Source organism: Streptomyces sp. NPDC006193 (assembly GCF_040613915.1).
GTDB lineage: Bacteria > Actinomycetota > Actinomycetes > Streptomycetales > Streptomycetaceae > Streptomyces.
On the sequence record NZ_JBEXTB010000006.1, the window covers coordinates 13,380 to 30,296 of the forward strand.

The window sequence follows — 16,917 nt, forward strand, 5'->3', positions numbered from 1 at the left end:
TACCCATGAACGGCGCAGAAGGTCGCCGGCCGGCGGCCGGTAACCCAGGCGTATCTCCCGCCGTTACACGATTCAAACGTGGATTGGCGTCCCTTTTTGCCAAGTTCGCTCGTATTGGGGATCCCTGACCGCTGCCGACACGGAAAACAACCGTCTTATCGGTCTCCCCAACCAGCACATCGTGGGCTTAACTTATGTGCCATGACCTCCCCCCGCTCCACCTATGGCGGCGGCTACTACTCCGCCTCCTTCCCGGACACCCCGATCTACGACTCGCTCGTGGCCGAGCGGGGCACCCCGCAGATCGCCCCGATCCGGGTCCCCGCCGCCTACGACGCGGGCAGCAGCCTGCCCGCCCTGCCGTCGGCACTGCCCGCCCTCCCGGCGGCCCCGTCCCCCCAACAGCCGCCCGCCTACGGCTACCCGCAGGCGCAGCAGCCCGCACCGCTGCAGCAGACGCCCACGGCGTACATCCCGCAGCAGGCGAGCGCCCCGCGCGGCTACCCCGGCCCGCAGGCCCCGCAGGCCCCGCAGGCTCCGCAGCAGCAGCGGCCGACGGCGCCGGGCACCGGCTACGAGGCCATGCGCCCCGCCGCGTCGCGTCCCCAGCCGGCTCCCTACCAGGACCCGTACAACCAGCAGTACCGCGGCTACTGACCGGCGCGTCCCCGTTGTCGGTGTCACCTGGCACGATGGCGGCATGGGGAACGCCGAAGTGCAGTCGGTCCACGTCCATCCGGTCAAGGCGCTCCGGGGCGTGTCGCCCCGGGAAGCCGTCGTGGAGCCCTGGGGCCTGGCCGGAGACCGACGCTGGACGCTGATCGACCACGGGGGAAAGGTCGTCACACAGCGGGAGCAGCCGCGTCTCGCACTGGCCGCCGCCGAGCCTCTGGCCGGCGGCGGCGTCCGTCTGTCCGCTCCCGGCCGGTCGCCGCTGGCCGTCGAGGTGCCGCCGCCCGGCGCGACCGTGCCGGTGGACATCTTCGGCACGAAGGTCGAGGCGGTCCCGGCCGCACCGGCGGCCCACGCCTGGTGCAGCGCCTATCTGCGGGCGGAGGTGCGCCTGGTCCACCTCGACGATCCGGCCCGCCGGCGCCCCGTCGAGTCGGAGCACGGCCTGCCCGGTGAGACGGTGAGCTTCGCCGACGGCTACCCGCTGCTTGCCGCCACGGCGGCCTCGCTGGACGCGCTGAACTCCTGGATCGCGCAGGGCGCGTACGCCGGACAGGGCCCGCTCCCCATGAACCGGTTCCGGCCCAACGTCGTCGTCGCCGGCACCGAGCCCTGGGCCGAGGACCACTGGGCGCGGATCTCCCTGGGCGAGGTGGTGTTCCGGGTCGCCAAGGCGTGCGAGCGGTGCGTGGTGACCACCACCGACCAGGACACCGCCGTACGCGGCCGGGAGCCGCTGCACACCCTGGCACGCCACCGCAGGATCGGCGGGGGCCTGTTGTTCGGGGTGAACCTGGTGCCCGTCTCGACCGGCACGATCCGGGTCGGCGATCCGGTGCGGGTGCTGGAGCGGCGGCCAGGCCGCGCCGGCTGAGGGCCGGGCGTCCCGGGAACCCGCAGACGGGCCCCGGCCGTTGAGGGGATGTGAGAGATTCGTGAGAGGCCGTCGGGGCGGCCTGTCGCGGCCGGCGTGACGTCGTCTCCCCCACGGCCCGGACCGGGGATGGGGGCCGACGGCGGGCGCCGTGGCGGACCGGAAGGGGTGGGCGGCATGCGGGCGCTGAGCGGCCTGTGGCGCTGGCGGCGCAATCCGCTGCGCCGGACGACCGATCTGGCCGAGGCGTGGGTGGCCCTCGCGGCACTGCTGCTGATCGCCGTGGCCGCGCCCGTGACCGGCTGCCTGGTCGGCGTCCGCGCCCACGACTCGCTGCTGAGGTCCGTACGGCAGCAGCAGCACGCGCGCCACCTCGTCACCGCCACCGTGGTGCGGGAGCTGGGCGGGGCCCTGCCGGAGATTGATCCCGACTCCGCGACCGGGCGCGAGGCCCGCAGCCGCGTCCTCGCGCACTGGACCTCACCGGACGGGACCCGGCGGCGCGGCCCGGTCCTGTCGGACCTGAAGTCCCCGCGCGCCGGGGACCGTTTCCGGCTCTGGACCGACCCGCACGGCCGCATGACCACCCGGCCGCTGGACGCGGCCACGGCGACGGCGCACTCCGTCCTCGCCGGGATCGGCGCGGCCCTGCTGACCGCGGCCCTGGTGGAGGCCGGCCGGCGGCTGGCCGTCTGGCGCCTGGTCCGGCGGCGGTACGCGCGCTGGGAACAGGCGTGGGACCGGGCGGGCCCGGACTGGGGCAGGGCCGGCACCGGCAGTTGACGGCCTTGCGACTCCGGTCAACCCGGTCGGCACGCACACGCTACGGTGGACCGGCCGAAGCGTCTTCGGCGACAACCCGCGGGTGCGTGAACCCACGGGGCGCGCGGGTCTCCCGGGTGCGCGGACACGCTCACGCCCTCGGGCCGGGCACGGCCGCGGTCCCGGCGGCGGCCGCCCCGGCGGGCGGCGGGCCATCAGTACGACGAGGTGGGGGCACAGCAACGCCATGGCACAGGGCACGGTCCAGGTGACGCACACCGGTACGTCGCGGTGGCGGCGCCGCACGGGCGAGTACGCTTCGCTCGCCGCCGCCCTGGAGGCCGCCGCCGACGGCGACGTCCTCACCATCGCCCCCGGCACGTACCGGGAGAACCTCGTCGTGCAGCGCGCGGTGACGCTCCGCGGCCCCGAGGGCTCCCCCGGCTCGGTGCGGATCGCGCCGGCGGACGGGGTGCCGCTCACCGTGCGGGCCTCGGCGGTGGTGCAGGACCTGCACGTGGAGGGCCAGGACGCGGCGGCGCCCGCGCTGCTCGTCGAGGAGGGCACGCCCGAGCTGAAGGACGTGCGGATCGTCACCCGGTCCGCCACCGGCATCGAGGTGCGCGGCGGCGCCCGCCCGACCGTGCGCCGCTGCACCGTCGACAACCCGGCCGGCATCGGCATCGCCGTGCTCGACGGCGGCGGCGGGGTGTTCGAGGAGTGCGAGGTCGTCGCGGCCGGGCAGGCGGGCGTGGCGGTCCGCGGGGGCGCCCGTCCGCGCCTGGAGCGCTGCCGGGTGCACCACGCCTCCGGGACCGGGCTGACCGCGACCGGCGAGAACACCTCGCTGGAGGCGGTGGGTTGCGAGGTCTACGAGGTGCGCGGCTCCGGGGTGCAGGTCACCGAGCGGGCCACCGCGCACCTGACCGACTGCGAGGTGCACCGCACCACCGCCGACGGCATCACCCTCGACACGGACGCGGTGCTCACGCTCGGCGACTGCCACCTCCACGACATCCCGGAGAACGCGGTCGACCTGCGGTCCCGCTCGGTGCTCACGCTGACCCGGACGACGGTCCGCCGGTTCGGGCGCAACGGCCTGTCGGTGTGGGACCCGGGAACCCGGGTGGACGCCAACCAGTGCGAGATCTTCGACAGCACCGGCGACTATCCGGCGGTGTGGGTGAGCGACGGCGCCACCGCGGTCCTCGACTCCTGCCGGGTGCACGACGTGCCGGACGCGCTGTTCGTGCTGGACCGCGGTTCACGCGCGGACGTCGTGGACAGCGATCTGTCCCAGGTGCGCAACACGGCCGTCTCGGTGAGCGACGGGGCGACCGCGCAGCTGGACGACTGCCGGATCCGGGAGGCGGCCACCGGCGCCTGGTTCCGCGACCACGGCAGCGGCGGCACGCTCAGCAACTGCGCGCTGGACGGCACCCAGACCGGTGTGATCGTCACCAAGGGCGCCGACCCGACCATCGAGCGCTGCACGGTGGAGTCCCCCGCGGAGGCCGGGTTCTACGTCTCCGCGGGCGGCCGGGGCAGTTTCCTGAACTGCCGGGTCAGCGGCAGCGGCGGCTACGGCTTCCATGTGATCGACGGCTGCCGTACGACGCTGCGCAGGTGCCGCACGGAGCGGTGCGCGCGCGGCGGGTACGAGTTCGCGGACGGCGGTCCGGACGCGGGGTCCGGGGCGGGACCCGTCGTGGAGGACTGCACCAGTGACGAGAGCGGCGGCCTGCGGGCGCAGGCGGCCTCCGGGGCCGCGGTGCAGACGGTGACGCAGTCCGGCGGTCTGCTGGGCGCGATCCCCGGGCAGCAGGTGACGGAGCGCGAGCCGCTGGTCGTCCCGCCGGAGCCGGAGCCGCCGCAGCGCACGCCGAAGGACGTGCTCGGGGAGCTCGACGCGCTGGTGGGTCTGGAGAGCGTCAAGCGCGAGGTGCGGGCGCTGACCGACATGATCGAGGTGGGCCGGCGCCGGCAGCGGGCGGGGCTGAAGGCGGCCTCCGTCAAGCGGCATCTCGTGTTCACCGGCTCCCCCGGCACCGGCAAGACGACGGTCGCCCGGCTCTACGGCGAGATCCTCGCCGCGCTGGGCGTGCTGGAGAAGGGCCACCTGGTCGAGGTGTCCCGGGTGGACCTGGTCGGCGAGCACATCGGTTCCACGGCGATCCGCACCCAGGAGGCGTTCGAGCGGGCCCGCGGCGGTGTGCTGTTCATCGACGAGGCGTACGCGCTGTCGCCGGAGGACGCCGGGCGGGACTTCGGCAAGGAGGCCATCGACACCCTGGTGAAGCTGATGGAGGACCACCGGGACGCGGTGGTGGTGATCGTCGCCGGGTACACGGCGGAGATGGAGCGCTTCCTCTCCGTCAACCCGGGCGTGGCCTCCCGCTTCTCCCGCACCATCACCTTCGGCGACTACGGCCCCGAGGAACTGCTGCGGATCGTGGAGCAGCAGGCCGACGAGCACGAGTACCGGCTGGCGCCCGGTGCGCCGGAGGCGCTGCTGAAGTACTTCACGGCGCTCCCGAAGGGCCCGGCGTTCGGCAACGGCAGGACTGCCCGGCAGACGTTCGAGGCGATGGTGGAGCGGCACGCGAGCCGGGTCGCCCAGGTCGCCGACCCCACCACCGACGACCTGACCCTGCTGTACGCGGAGGACCTGCCGGACCTGCCCTGAGCAGTCCTCACCCCGCGGCGTCCGGATCGGGGCGCTGCCCGGGCAGGCCGGGGCACAGGCGGCTCAGCAGCAGGGCCCGTTCGCGGGTGAAGACGGGGTCCGCCTGGTAGTCGGAGTGGCCGAGGATCGGGGCCGGGAGCGGGTGCTCGGGGGTGCGGCCGTAGACGAGGGGGTCCCGCAGGGGCGGGTGGTCGACCTCCGGGCCGGTGTCGCCGCGGACCCGGACGGGGCCGCCGATGGGGTCGGTGGGGCGGTGGAGGTTGCGCCAGCAGGCGATGTCGTGGTGCAGGGCGGCGAGCGCCGGCGGACCGAAGTGGGCCGGGAACCAGCGGCCGTACAGGCGTTCCAGCGGGGAGCCGTAGGTGAGCAGGGCGACCCGCCCGCGCACGGACGGCGGCAGCTGCCAGGCCGCCGCGGCGGCGAGGACACTGCCCTGGGAGTGGCCGGAGAGGACCAGCCGGCCCTCGGTGCGCCGGGTCCAGGTGGCCATGCGCCAGGTGAGGTCCGGCACCGCGCGCTCGGCGTAGCAGGGCGGGGCGAAGGGGTGCGCCGCGCGCGGCCAGAACGTGCCGACGTCCCAGAGGATGCCGATGGTGCGGCGGGCCGACGCGTCCCGGTAGGCGCGTCTGCCCCAGGTCACGAACAGCAGGAAGCCCAGCCCCACCAGCCAGGAGCCCAGTGCCTGCGAGGTCCCGGCGACCGCCTGGACGAGGTGGTGGGTGTGGCCGGCCGCTCCGCCGGGCGTCGTCCTCGTGGCCAGCGCTCCGCTCAGTGCGCCGGCGCCCAGGAGCAGGGTGGTGGCGGTGAGGACGGCCAGGACGAGGGGCGCCCGGTCGGTGAGGGTCGCCACGGCCCGGGCGTGGGCGATGGCGCGGGTGCGGGACGGGTCCTCGGGTTCGCCGGGGTGCTCGCGGCGGACGCGGACGCGTTCGGCACGGGCCAGCCGGGCGGTGCTCAGGGCCAGCCGGGCGGCCAGCAGCACAAGGACGAGGAGGAGCGGGGGTATCGCGGACGCCTGCCAGGTGAGCAGGACGGGCGGCCCGGGCAGCAGGGCGCGGGTGCCGTCCAGCCAGTCGGCGACGCGCTGGGCCAGCCCGGCGGAGATCACTCCGCCCAGCGCGCAGGCGAGCAGGGCGACGGCGGGCCCGCCGAGCCCCCGCATACCGGCGCGCGGGTCGGGGCAGCGGCGGTGGAGGGCGCCGGCCACGGCGGCGAGGGCGATCACGAGCAGTCCCTGGGCGAGCATCAGCGCGCCGAAGGCCGGGTCGCCGGGCAGCCGGCCGGCGGACCGCCAGCCGGGGCGGGACCAGCCGGCGTACAGGAGGGCGAGCAGCAGCAGGGCGAGCGCGCCGAGGGGCAGGCGGCGGACGACGTGGCGGTCGATCCGCTGGTCGAGGCGGTTCTCGCTGCGGCCCCGGCGGCACACCACGGCCACCGCCGCCACCGCTGAGGCGAGCAGCGCCGCGGTCAGCAGCCGGCCCAGGGCGTCCAGCAGCGCGGGGCCGCCGGGCCGCAGGTCGAAGCGGACCGCCGGGGCGGCGACGGCGGCGGCCACCGTCAGCAGGCCCGCCGCGGTGTGGGCGCCGCGCAGCCGGGCCACCAGGCGGCGCCCGTACCAGAAGCCCGGCCGGGCCAGCGCGCTGGCGTCGGGGTCGGGCTCGCTGTCGGGGGACAGCGGCCGGTGGGACTCGTACGCGCTCCAGGTGCGGTGCGAGAGGTACCAGAGCAGGCCGGTCAGCGCGGTCGGCAGGGCCGCGGCGAGGGCGAGCCGGCGGCCGGGCTCGCTCCACCAGCCGCCGGATCCGGCCGGGCCGCCGGGGGCAGCGGGCGCCAGGAAGCGCAGCCAGGAGTGGCGGCGTACGCAGGCGGGTGCGCCGGCGCACTGCCAGGCGGCCAGGTCCAGGGCCACCTCGCAGGCGGCGGCCACCAGCAGCACGGTCAGGGTGAGGGCGGTCAGGCGCACCAGGAGGCCGTAGAAGCGCACGGTGCGCCGTCGGCCCGCGGCCGCGGGGCGCATCCAGTGCGCCAGGTTGACGATCATGAACGGGAGCAGCAGCAGCCACAGGGCGCGGCTGCCGTCGCCGGAGGTGAGGTTGCACCAGACGTACGCCTCCTGGACCGGCCCGCCCGGGGGCTCCCGCCCGGCCCCGGCGGTTGCGGTGTCCTCGGCGCGCCGGAAGACGGCGGCCGTGTCGTCGCCGGTGATCCGCACCGTGCGCGGGTCGCCCAGCATCTTCTCGGGCGTGGTGCCGCCGACCCCGTGCACCAGCAGTTCCAGGTCGGTCTCCGGCTCGGCGGGCCGGTCCGCGTGCCGCCCCGCGGGGCGTTCGTGCGCACGTTCCACTGTCCTGACCCTTCCCCCGTGACGGCCTGACGTCTGTGTCGCGCGGGCTTCAGGATCCCCGGTCCGGCCGCCGCGTACACCCTGTGTCACGGAATCTCCCCGATACGTGTCGGGGCGGGCGGCGCGGCGCGCGGCCCGGGAGGCCGGGGGCCGGCCGGGCAGGCAGTGGCGCGACCGGTGCCGACCCGTGAAAAGATGGGACGCCCGCGCACCGCCGGACGGACGGAAACAACCTGGTCGGAGCCGGTGCGCTGGGCGTTTCGGACGGTTGGGCGGCGAAAGGACCGGAGCGTACGTGAGCGAGAATCAGAACCTCCTCGCGGAGCAGCGCCGTGCCCTGATCGTGGACGAGGTCCGGCGCCGGGGTGGTGTGCGGGTCAACGAACTGACCCGCAAGCTCGGCGTGTCGGACATGACCGTGCGCCGGGACCTGGACGCGCTCGCCCGCCAGGGCGTCCTGGAGAAAGTCCACGGCGGTGCGGTGCCGGTGGTGGAGGCGAGCACCCATGAACCCGGCTTCGAGGCGAAGTCGGGGCTGGAGCTGACCGCCAAGGAGGACATCGCGCGCGCCGCGGCCCGGCTGGTCGGCCCGGGTGCGGCGGTCGCGCTGTCCGGCGGTACGACGACGTACGCGCTCGCCCAGCACCTGCTGGAGGTGCCCGACCTGACCGTGGTGACGAACTCGGTGCGCGTCGCGGACGTCTTCCACGCGGCGCAGCGCACCTCGGGGCAGCGGCAGGGGGCGGCCACGGTCGTGCTGACCGGCGGGGTGCGCACGCCGTCGGACTCGCTGGTGGGACCGGTGGCGGACCAGGCGATCGCCACGCTCCACTTCGATCTGCTCTTCCTCGGCGTGCACGGCATATCCGTGGAGGCCGGACTGTCCACGCCGAACCTCGCGGAGGCCGAGACCAACCGGCGGCTGGTGCACTCCGCGCGCCGGGTCGTGGTGGTCGCCGACCACACCAAGTGGGGCACGGTGGGCCTGAGTTCCTTCGCCACGCTGGAGCAGGTGGACACGTGGGTGACCGATGCGGGGCTGCCGCAGGAGGCACGCGCGGAGATCTCGGAGCACCTGCGTGTGGTGGTGGCGGGCGAGCCCGGGGATGACGACGGGTCCGACGCCTGAGGACCGCCCCCGGCCGCCTCCTCGGCGCCCCCGCCGGGTTCCGGCCTCCCGGGGTGCCGACGCACACGGCGCCGTGCCCGTTCGCCCTCCGGCCGGTCCGGCCGGGCGGGGGCCCGCCTCCCGCACCGCGATGCCCCCCGCTCGGCGTCCGGCGAGACGGAGACCCGCCACCCGACCAGGCTGCTCCCGGGACACGGCGCACCGACGCAGGTTTCGCCGGACCCCGCCGCACCCGCCGCCGCATACTCGGGACTGCCAGGACCGCCAGGAGCCGCACCCACGCGCCGACGCCGACCGCGCCCGCCCCGCCGCACCTGCCGCCGCCAAGCCGCATGTCCGGCCGCGCCACACCTGCCGCGGGCTCCGCCACCACACCCGCAGCACGACGGCGCCCCCTGCCGCCCGCACGCGCCGCGCCCCCCGCAGGCTGCTCCCGCGCGCCGTCGCACCGAGCTGCCACGCCGCACGACGACCGCGGCACACCCGCCGCGCAGCGCCCCGGCCAGGCCACGCCGCGATCGCCGCACGCCCCGCCGCGTCCCGCCTACCGCACGCCGGTCGCGGCACACCCGCCGCACAAGGCCCCCAGCCAGGCCACGCCGAGTCTGCCGCACTCGCCACCGCACCCGCCCGCACGACCACGCCACCCCGTCCGCACGCCGCACCCGGCCATGCCGCGTCCGACGCGGAACGTCCCCCTCCGTGTCCGGCGTGCGCCGGGCTGCCGCGTCGTCGGGGGCGGGACGGGCGCGGTGGTCAGCCGGTGGCGCGGGCGTGGTGCAGTTCGGCGACGACCGCGGCCATCAGCTCCGCGTCCAGCGCGGAGGCGTCGGCCAGGCGGGCGGACGCGGACAGCGCGTTGAGCAGGGTCTTGGTGACGCGCAGGGCCGCCTGCGGACGGCGGACGACGGGTCTGGCCCAGGCGGCGACGGCCGCGTCGAGCTCCTGGGCGGGGACGACCTTCTGCAGGATGGACAGGGACTGCGCCTCCGCCGCCGTGAAGGAGCGGCCGGTGAGGACGAGTTCACGGACGCGGGCGGCGCCGACCTCGCTGATGAGCCGGGGCAGCAGGCCGCCCCACGCGGTGGGCAGCCCGAGGGCGAGTTCGGGCAGCCGGAAGGTCGCGTCCTCGGATCCGACCCGCAGGTCGCAGGCGAGGGCCAGGGCGAGGCCCGCGCCGATGGCTTTGCCGTGGACGCGGGCGATGGTGACGGCCGGGTTCGCGGTCAGGGCGTCGCAGACGCGCCGTGCCTTGGTTCCCGACACGCGGATGCCGGCGCCCGTGGGGTCGTGGGCGAGGTGCCGGGCGAACTCGGTGCGGTCCCCGCCGAGGCAGAAGTCGTCACCGGCGCCGGTGAGCACGAGCACCCGGACCGCCGGATCCTGGTCCCCGAGGACCGTCAGGAGGTCGTCCAGCACGGCGTCGGTGACGGTGTTGCCCTGCTCGGGGGTGTTCAGTTCGACGGTGAGGACGGGGCCTTCCCGGTGGGTCCGAAGGGTCCGCAGTGCGGGGGCGGCGGGGAGCGTCGTCGGGGCTGGGGCGGTCATGTCGTCACTTTCAGCGAGGTGATGCGCCGGAAGACCATCCGGCCGGCGTAGGTCGGTGCTGCGGTCGGCCGCAGAGTGGGGAATCGTTCCAGCAGCTCGGTGAGCAGGAGGCGCGCCTCCATCCGGGCCAGGGCCGCGCCCAGGCAGTAGTGGGCGCCGCCGCCGAAGGTGAGGTGGCTGCCCTTGCGGCGGATGTCGAAGACGTGCGGGTTCTCGTTGCGGCGCGGGTCGTGGTTGGCGGCGCCGTACAGCACGTGGACGATGGCGTCCTTGGCGACGGGGACGCCGGCGAGGACGGTGTCGTCCGCGGCGTAGCGGGAGTTGAGGTGGATGGGCGGGTCGTAGCGCAGCACCTCCTCGATCGCGTCGTCGACGTGTTCGGGATGCCGGCGCAGCCAGTCCGCCCGGGCCGGGTCCTGGGTCAGCAGCCACACGGCGTTGGTCAGCAGGGTCGCCGTCGTCTCCAGGGAGGCGATGGTGATGAACATCGTCAGGTCGTACAGCATCTGGTCGGCCGCCGCGCGGTCGTGCGGGAACTGGGCGTCCCAGTGGCGGATCCAGCCGGTGAGGACGTCGTCGCCGGGGTGGGCGCGCCGGTGGGCGATCAGTCCGGTGAAGAAGGTCCGCATCTCGAGGGTGGCCCGGGCGGAGACGGCCAGTTCGCTCTTGGTGGGGAGCAGTTCCTGGGCGTGCACCTGGCGGTGGGTGAAGTCCAGGATGTGCGGGTAGTGCTCGGCCGGGATGGCGAGCCACCGGCCGACGGTGTGGATCGGCAGCCGGTCTCCGACGGTGCCGACGAAGTCGGCCTCGCCGTGGGTGCGCAGCTGGACGTCGAGGCGGTCCAGGAGGCGGGTGACGTGGCCGGCGATCTGCGGCCGCATGACCTCGAGGGTGCGGCGGTCGAAGAGGTTGCCCAGGGCGCGCCGCTGGACCGTGTGCTCGGGCGCGTTGAGACGGGAGAGCGTCCGTGTCATCTCCTGCGTGGCCGGCTCCCGCCAGCGCGCGGTGTCGGACTGGCGTGCCTGCCAGGCGAAGTCGGGCGCGAGCCAGTTCCTGCCGCGCAGAACCTGGCTGCACGCCTCGTATCCGGTCACGAAGTACCCGCCCCAGGGGGCGGGCACCACATCACCCAGTGCCCGTAGTTCCTCCCAGATCGGGAGCGGGTCCGCCTGGCCCTCGCCGGAACGCAGACGGCGCAGGAGGGGGACGACGGCTCGGCGGTCGGTGGTGGTACCACGTATGACGCCAACGGCGGTCACGCGAAGCTCCTTTGGTGGCTGGGCGCTACCGTTACCGCCAAGACCTACCCTTCGCCTCTCCTCCCTCATGCGCCTGAGAGTGTTGCTCCTGTCACATGCTGCACATCAGACCCGGAAGACATCCAGGAAGCTGCTCCAGAAGCCCTTCCTCCTGGCCGGTTCCTGGCGGGTCGCGGTGACCGGCGCCGTGGGCAGCGGCTGCTCCGCCGCGGGCGGGGCGGTCCGGTGCTGCCGGGCGGAGACCATGCGGGTCGCCGGTGTCGGGCTGAAGGCCACGGGCAGCGCGGCCAGTGCCCGGTGGAACGGCCCCGGCCGCCATTGCAGGTCCTTCTCCGGGACGGCCAGCGTCAGGTCGGGCAGGGCGTTGAGGATCTTCTCGATCGCCGTGACGGCGATGACCTGCGCCGGGTCCTTGGCCGGGCACGCGTGCGGACCGGCTCCCCAGGCCAGGTGCGCGCCCTTGCTGTGCGTCCGGCGGGCCTCGGCCAGCGCGGGGTCGCTGTTGGCCGCGGCGAAGCTGATCACGACCGGGGTGTCGGCCTCGGCCACCACGCCGCCGAGGTCCACGTCCTGGACGGGGTAGTGGGTGGCGTAGTTGGCGATCGGCGTCTGGTTCCACAGGACGTGGTCGATCGCCTCCTCGATCAGCATGCCGGAGTCGCGTCCGCTCGTGTCGGGCGACAGCAGCAGGAGCAGGGCGTTGCCGATCAGGTTGCGCTCGGGTTCCACACCGGCGCCCATGAGCATGACGAGCTGGTCCTTGAGTTCCTCGTCGGTCAGCCCGGCGGGGTGCTGGACCAGCCAGGAGGTGACGTCGTCGCCGGCCCGGCGGCGCTTGAGGGCGACCAGCTCCATGAGGCAGGCGTTGAGCTCCTCGTTGGCACGGCGGGCGTCGTTGCCGTCGAAGATCGCCGACATGGAGCTGGTGAGGGTGTCCCCGATGTCCGCCGGGCAGCCGAACAGCTTGTTGAACAGCAGCAGCGGCAGCAGCTTGGCGTAGTCGTTGAGGAGGTCGGCGCGGCCCCGCTCGCTGAACTGGTCGATGAGGTAGTCGGCGAGGGGTTCGACGTCGCGGCGGATGCGGGTCATGTTGAGCCGGGCCAGGCTGTCGGTGACGGCCTTGCGCAGCCTCAGGTGCACGGCACCGTCGGTGAACAGGCAGTTGGGCCGGTAGGCCATCATCGGCAGCGCCGGATGGTCCAGCGGGATGCGGCCTTCGCCCAGCGCCTTCCAGCGGCGGGCGTCACGGGCGAAGAGCGTGGAGTTCTGCAGCACGCGCAGGGCCATCTCGTGCCCGACGACCAGGGTGGCGTCGATGCCGGGCGCCAGTTCGACGGGTCCGGCCGGACCTCGGGCGCGCAAGCGGTCGTAGACGTGGTGGGGGTCGGCGGCGAACGCGGCGTCGTGCATGGGGCATCTGGCGCCTGCCGGGGCGGGGACTGACTGACGGTCCATGGAGTTCCTTTGCTGGCCCCTGGCCGGGGGGTCGGGGCGGTCGGGCGTGTCAGGCGGCTCGGGTGAGCAGGTGACGCACGAGCGCGATCAGCGCGCGGGCGGAGGACTGCCGGTCACGGGCGTCGCAGTAGACGACGGGGGTGTCCGGGAGCAGGTCGAGGGCTTCGCGCACCTCCGCCTCCTCGTACGCCGCACCCGGCTCGAAGCTGTTGACGGCGATGGCGTATTCGAGTCCGTACCTCTCGACGAGGTCGATGACCGGGAAGGTCTCCTCCAGCCGGGCCGGGTCGACCAGGAGCAGCGCCCCCAGCGCGCCACGGGCCATGTCCTCCCACAGCTGCATGAAACGCTGCTGTCCGGGGGTGCCGAACAGGTACAGCACGAGGTCGTCGCTGAGCGTCAGCCGCCCGAAGTCCAGGGCCACGGTGGTGGTGGTCTTGCCGGCCACGCCCCTGAGGTCGTCCACGTGGAGCGACGCCTGCGTCATCTTCTCCTCGGTGCGCAGCGGGGTGATCTCCGACAGCGAGCCGATGAAGGTCGTCTTGCCCACGGCGAAATGCCCGACGATCAGGATTTTGGCGGCGTTGGTCACCGCGCTGGAGACGTAGATGGATCCAGGGGCCGTCTCAGCCGATGAGGGATTGGAGTCCATTCAGAACCTTCTCGAGGGTCGCTCTGTCAACGTTCTGCGCCCGGGGCGGCTCGGCGCGGCGCAGGAGGTGTCCCTGCTCGAATAAGTCGGTCAGCAGCAGCCGGGCCACCCCCACCGGCAGGCCCAGGTGGCCGGCCACCTCCGCGACCGACAGATAGCCGCCCGCGCACAGGTTCCAGATCGCCATCACCTCGGGGCCGGCTCCCAGCGGAGGCGTGCGCTCGGGAGCCAGCGTGACGAGGGTGTGCAGCGACAGGTCGTCCGAGGCCGGCAGGGTCCGGCCGCCGGTGATGACGTAGGAGCGGACGAAGTCGCTGGTGACGGAGGCTTCCTCACCGGGGGTCGTCATGCGCCGACACCGTTGTCCGAGCGCGGCGCCACGCTCATCGCCTTGCTCAGGGCGGCCACGGTCTTCTGCATGCGGAAGGACATGGCCTCCATGTCCACGTCCGGCGCGGCCGAGACGGCGAGGTACGCCCCCTGGCCCGCGGCGATCAGGAAGATCCAGCCGCCGTCGTACTCGAGCAGCGTCTGCTTCCAGATCCCGTGTCCTGCTCCCACGAAGCCCGCGACGGCGCGGCTCAGCGACTGCATCGAGCTCATCGCGGCGGCGTTGGTCTCCGCGTCGTCCCGCCCGATGTCGTCGGAGCGCTGCAGCAGCAGGCCGTCGCCCGAGACGAGGACGGCGTGGCGGGCTCCGCGGACCTCGAGCACGTCGTTCAGCACCCAGGACAGGTCGGTCTTCACTGGTTGTCAGGTCCTTCCGTGGTGTTCGTGGTGCGTCCGAGGTGCGTCCCGCGCGCGAACGCCCCGAGACGCGACGCCGTCACCTCGCTGACCGCTTCGGCCGTCTCCTCCCGGTCGTCGCTGTCGAGGGCCGGGACCACCGTGACGGGTCCGGAGCGCCGACGGCGTTTGGGCAGACCGCCGGAGGTCTTCCCCACCACGTGCGAGGGGCCCACGACCGGGACCGGGGCCAGCCGCTGGGGCGCCTCTCCCGTGCCCGCGGTGTCATGGGCGTCGGCCGCCGGGGCGGGGGCGTCGGCCGCCAGGAGACTTTCGGGCACTCGAATCACTGCACGCACTCCGCCGTAGGGGGACACGGAGCCGACGGAGACGGCGAAGCCGTAGCGGGCGGCGAGCATGCCGCACACGGCGAAGCCGAACCGCGGCGGATCGCCGAGACCGGTGATGTCGACAGGACCGTCGACGGACAGCAGAGCCGCCGCCCGGTCCTTGGTCTCCTGGTCCATGCCGAGGCCGGCGTCGTCGACGATGAAGCACACACCGGTGGGCACGGCCTGGATGTTGACCTCGACCGGTGTTCCGGGAGCGCTGTACTTCGTCGCGTTGTCCAGCAGTTCGGCCAGGACGACGGCCACCGGTTCGACCGCCTTGCCGACGAGGGAGACGTTCACCTGCGAGTGGACGCTGACCCGGTCGAAGTCCTTGATCCGGCCCTGGGCGCTGCGGGCCACGTCGTAGACGGTGGCGGCGCCCTCACGACGGCCCAGCCATCCGCCGCACAGCACCGAGATGCCCTTGGCGCGGCGGCCGAACTGGCTTCCGGTGTGGTCGACCGTCATCAGGTCGGCCAGGACGTCGGTGGTGTCGCCGTACTTCTTGAGCAGGTTGTCCAGCAGGACCTGCTGCTCCTCGGCGAGCGACTGCAGCGTTCCCATCGCGGACTTCAGCACCGCCTTGGTCGACGCCTCGGCGTCGGCCCGTACGTCCGCGAGGTCGCGCTGGTGCTGGGCGGTCAGCGCGGCGATGTTCGCGTGGAGCTGGCCGAGGTCGGCACGGGCCTGGCCCAGTCCTGTCTCCAGGTCCTTCTTCGTTCTTCGGAGAGCCATGTTGGTTCTCCGGGCCCGCATCACCGCGCCGACCGCAGCGACGAGCACCACTAGCAAGACCCACAGCAGTGGATCTCGGGTCAATGACGTCATGAGACTCTCTTCAAGTCGCATCGCGCCGGGGCGTGAGCAGCGCGATGGTGCCTCTGAGACTGTCCCCCCGGACGCGTTCATGACACGCCGTCAGCCCATCGAAAAGTGGGATGATCTTATCAGTCCTGGACGCCCAACCCGCTTGTGCGGGGCCCCAATTGAGACGACACCGAATCCACACCGGACCGCCACCGGCCGGGCACCCGCCGCCCGGCCGGGGGCCGCCGCCCGCCCCCGGGACCCGGCTCAGTCCGGCCACACGCCCGTCGCCAGGAACGAGTCGATCGCCGCCGTGTACGGGGCGATGTCGAGACCCTGTTCCGCCAGCCAGCCGTCCGAGTAGTACTTGTCGAGATAGCGGTCCCCCGGATCGCACAGCAGCGTGACCACACTGCCCCGGCGGCCCTCCGCGACCATCTCGGCGACGATCTTCAGGGCGCTCCACAGCCCGGTGCCGGTCGAGCCCCCCGCCTTGCGGCCGATGACCCGCTCCAGGGCCCTGACGGCGGCGACGCTGGCCGCGTCCGGGACCTTCATCATCCGGTCGATGGCGCCGGGCACGAAGCTCGGCTCCATCCGCGGCCGGCCGATGCCCTCGATCCTGGAGCCGCAGTCGCAGGTGACCTCCGGGTCGCCGCTGGTCCAGCCCTCGAAGAAGCAGGAGTTGTCCGGGTCGGCGACGCAGATACGGGTGTCGTACTGCATGTAGTGGACGTAGCGCGCGAGCGTCGCGGAGGTGCCGCCGGTGCCCGCCGTGGCCACGATCCAGGCCGGCTCCGGGAACCGCTCCAGCCGCAGCTGACGGAAGATGGACTCGGCGATGTTGTTGTTCCCGCGCCAGTCCGTGGCCCGCTCGGCGTAGGTGAACTGGTCCATGTAGTGGCCGCCGGTCTCCACCGCCAGGCGGGCGGACTCCTCGTACATCCGGCGGGAGTCGTCGACGAAGTGGCACCGTCCGCCGTGGAACTCGATGAGGCGGATCTTCTCGGCGCTCGTCGTGCGCGGCATGACCGCGATGAAGGGCACCCCGATGAGTTTCGCGAAGTAGGCCTCGGAGACGGCCGTGGAGCCGCTGGACGCCTCGATCACCGGGCGGTCCGGACGGATCCAGCCATTGCAGAGGCCGTACAGGAACAGCGAGCGGGCGAGCCGGTGCTTCAGGCTGCCGGTCGGATGGGTCGACTCGTCCTTCAGGTAGAGGTCGATGCCCCACCGCTCGGGCAGCGGGAAGCGCAGCAGGTGCGTGTCCGCCGAACGGTTGGCGTCGGCCTGCACCTTGCGGACGGCTTCTTTCAGCCAGCCGCGGTAGGCGGCGTCACTGCGGTCGACGTCCAGGGTGGCGCCGGTCCTGGTCTGGGGGGTGGTGCTCACGGCGGGGCTCCTTACGCTGGTCGCCGGCGGCGTCCCGCGCGGCCTGCATGTCGAGCATAGGCACCTTTCACACCGCTTCCCACCTGCATAAACGCACCTTTGAGCCACCCAAAGGCCCCCTGGGGCCCGCACCCGCGGGGCAGGTGGGGGCGCACGGGCGGGCGTGCTCCGGGCGCCTGTCGCACACGCCCCGTGCGTACTGGTGCTCCACGCCGCGTC

At 73.8% G+C, this 16,917-nt stretch carries 14 protein-coding genes; 5 read left to right on the top strand and 9 right to left on the bottom strand.

Features of this window, described 5'->3' with window-relative positions:
• The first annotated feature begins 201 nt into the window (after positions 1 to 201).
• The 4 genes from ABZ261_RS08620 to ABZ261_RS08635 all read left to right on the top strand — a co-directional run bounded on the left by ABZ261_RS08620 (position 202) and on the right by ABZ261_RS08635 (position 4,994).
• Complete coding sequence (locus ABZ261_RS08620; protein ID WP_356856731.1) at positions 202 to 657, top strand: DUF6643 family protein; 456 nt, start codon at positions 202 to 204, stop codon at positions 655 to 657.
• 43 nt (positions 658 to 700) lie between these two features.
• The gene (locus ABZ261_RS08625) at positions 701 to 1,546 is read left to right on the top strand and encodes an MOSC N-terminal beta barrel domain-containing protein (protein WP_356856733.1); all 846 of its coding nucleotides are present in this window, start codon (positions 701 to 703) and stop codon (positions 1,544 to 1,546) included.
• Between the two features lie 177 nt (positions 1,547 to 1,723).
• On the top strand, positions 1,724 to 2,329 hold the full coding sequence (locus ABZ261_RS08630) for a hypothetical protein (RefSeq protein ID WP_356856735.1): 606 nt from the start codon (positions 1,724 to 1,726) through the stop codon (positions 2,327 to 2,329).
• A gap of 226 nt (positions 2,330 to 2,555) precedes the next feature.
• The gene (locus ABZ261_RS08635) at positions 2,556 to 4,994 is read left to right on the top strand and encodes a right-handed parallel beta-helix repeat-containing protein (protein WP_356856737.1); all 2,439 of its coding nucleotides are present in this window, start codon (positions 2,556 to 2,558) and stop codon (positions 4,992 to 4,994) included.
• Positions 4,995 to 5,001: 7 nt separating this feature from the next.
• Here ABZ261_RS08635 and ABZ261_RS08640 read toward each other — a convergent pair whose 3' ends face one another.
• Positions 5,002 to 7,338, bottom strand: a complete 2,337-nt coding sequence (locus ABZ261_RS08640) for a hypothetical protein (protein WP_356856739.1) — start codon at positions 7,336 to 7,338, stop codon at positions 5,002 to 5,004.
• Between the two features lie 295 nt (positions 7,339 to 7,633).
• Between ABZ261_RS08640 and ABZ261_RS08645 the strand changes: the two genes are divergently transcribed.
• Positions 7,634 to 8,467, top strand: a complete 834-nt coding sequence (locus tag ABZ261_RS08645; RefSeq protein ID WP_356856741.1) for a DeoR/GlpR family DNA-binding transcription regulator — start codon at positions 7,634 to 7,636, stop codon at positions 8,465 to 8,467.
• A 756-nt stretch (positions 8,468 to 9,223) separates the two neighbouring features.
• Here the strand turns inward: ABZ261_RS08645 and ABZ261_RS08650 are convergent.
• The 8 genes from ABZ261_RS08650 to ABZ261_RS08685 all read right to left on the bottom strand — a co-directional run bounded on the left by ABZ261_RS08650 (position 9,224) and on the right by ABZ261_RS08685 (position 16,698).
• On the bottom strand, positions 9,224 to 10,015 hold the full coding sequence (locus tag ABZ261_RS08650) for an enoyl-CoA hydratase/isomerase family protein (RefSeq protein WP_356856743.1): 792 nt from the start codon (positions 10,013 to 10,015) through the stop codon (positions 9,224 to 9,226).
• Positions 10,012 to 11,274 carry a cytochrome P450 gene (locus ABZ261_RS08655; RefSeq protein ID WP_356856745.1) on the bottom strand — a complete coding sequence of 421 codons (1,263 nt, stop codon included), beginning with the start codon at positions 11,272 to 11,274 and terminating at the stop codon, positions 10,012 to 10,014. Before ABZ261_RS08655 ends, ABZ261_RS08650 begins: the two co-directional genes overlap by 4 nt.
• A 105-nt stretch (positions 11,275 to 11,379) precedes the next feature.
• On the bottom strand, positions 11,380 to 12,684 hold the full coding sequence (locus ABZ261_RS08660; protein ID WP_356857226.1) for a cytochrome P450: 1,305 nt from the start codon (positions 12,682 to 12,684) through the stop codon (positions 11,380 to 11,382).
• 94 nt (positions 12,685 to 12,778) lie between these two features.
• The gene (locus tag ABZ261_RS08665) at positions 12,779 to 13,381 is read right to left on the bottom strand and encodes an ATP/GTP-binding protein (protein WP_356856747.1); all 603 of its coding nucleotides are present in this window, start codon (positions 13,379 to 13,381) and stop codon (positions 12,779 to 12,781) included.
• Positions 13,356 to 13,730, bottom strand: coding sequence for a DUF742 domain-containing protein (locus ABZ261_RS08670; RefSeq protein ID WP_356856749.1), 375 nt, complete (start codon positions 13,728 to 13,730; stop codon positions 13,356 to 13,358). The genes ABZ261_RS08665 and ABZ261_RS08670 overlap by 26 nt, the downstream gene beginning before the upstream one ends.
• Positions 13,727 to 14,128, bottom strand: a complete 402-nt coding sequence (locus ABZ261_RS08675) for a roadblock/LC7 domain-containing protein (RefSeq protein WP_356856751.1) — start codon at positions 14,126 to 14,128, stop codon at positions 13,727 to 13,729. Before ABZ261_RS08675 ends, ABZ261_RS08670 begins: the two co-directional genes overlap by 4 nt.
• Entirely contained in the window at positions 14,125 to 15,327 is a 1,203-nt protein-coding gene (locus tag ABZ261_RS08680) for an ATP-binding protein (protein WP_356856753.1), read from the bottom strand. Before ABZ261_RS08680 ends, ABZ261_RS08675 begins: the two co-directional genes overlap by 4 nt.
• 246 nt (positions 15,328 to 15,573) lie before the next feature.
• Positions 15,574 to 16,698, bottom strand: a complete 1,125-nt coding sequence (locus tag ABZ261_RS08685) for a PLP-dependent cysteine synthase family protein (RefSeq protein WP_356856755.1) — start codon at positions 16,696 to 16,698, stop codon at positions 15,574 to 15,576.
• Positions 16,699 to 16,917: the final 219 nt, after the last annotated feature.

Bases quoted from the DNA above. Each gene is read 5' to 3' on its own strand.
- ABZ261_RS08620 (WP_356856731.1), top strand. From the start codon at position 202: ATGACCTCCCCCCGCTCCACCTATGGCGGCGGCTACTACTCCGCCTCC.
- ABZ261_RS08625 (WP_356856733.1), top strand. From the start codon at position 701: ATGGGGAACGCCGAAGTGCAGTCGGTCCACGTCCATCCGGTCAAGGCG.
- ABZ261_RS08630 (WP_356856735.1), top strand. From the start codon at position 1,724: ATGCGGGCGCTGAGCGGCCTGTGGCGCTGGCGGCGCAATCCGCTGCGC.
- ABZ261_RS08635 (WP_356856737.1), top strand. From the start codon at position 2,556: ATGGCACAGGGCACGGTCCAGGTGACGCACACCGGTACGTCGCGGTGG.
- ABZ261_RS08650 (WP_356856743.1), bottom strand. From the start codon at position 10,015: ATGACCGCCCCAGCCCCGACGACGCTCCCCGCCGCCCCCGCACTGCGG.
- ABZ261_RS08660 (WP_356857226.1), bottom strand. From the start codon at position 12,684: ATGCACGACGCCGCGTTCGCCGCCGACCCCCACCACGTCTACGACCGC.
- ABZ261_RS08665 (WP_356856747.1), bottom strand. From the start codon at position 13,381: ATGGACTCCAATCCCTCATCGGCTGAGACGGCCCCTGGATCCATCTAC.
- ABZ261_RS08670 (WP_356856749.1), bottom strand. From the start codon at position 13,730: ATGACGACCCCCGGTGAGGAAGCCTCCGTCACCAGCGACTTCGTCCGC.
- ABZ261_RS08680 (WP_356856753.1), bottom strand. From the start codon at position 15,327: ATGACGTCATTGACCCGAGATCCACTGCTGTGGGTCTTGCTAGTGGTG.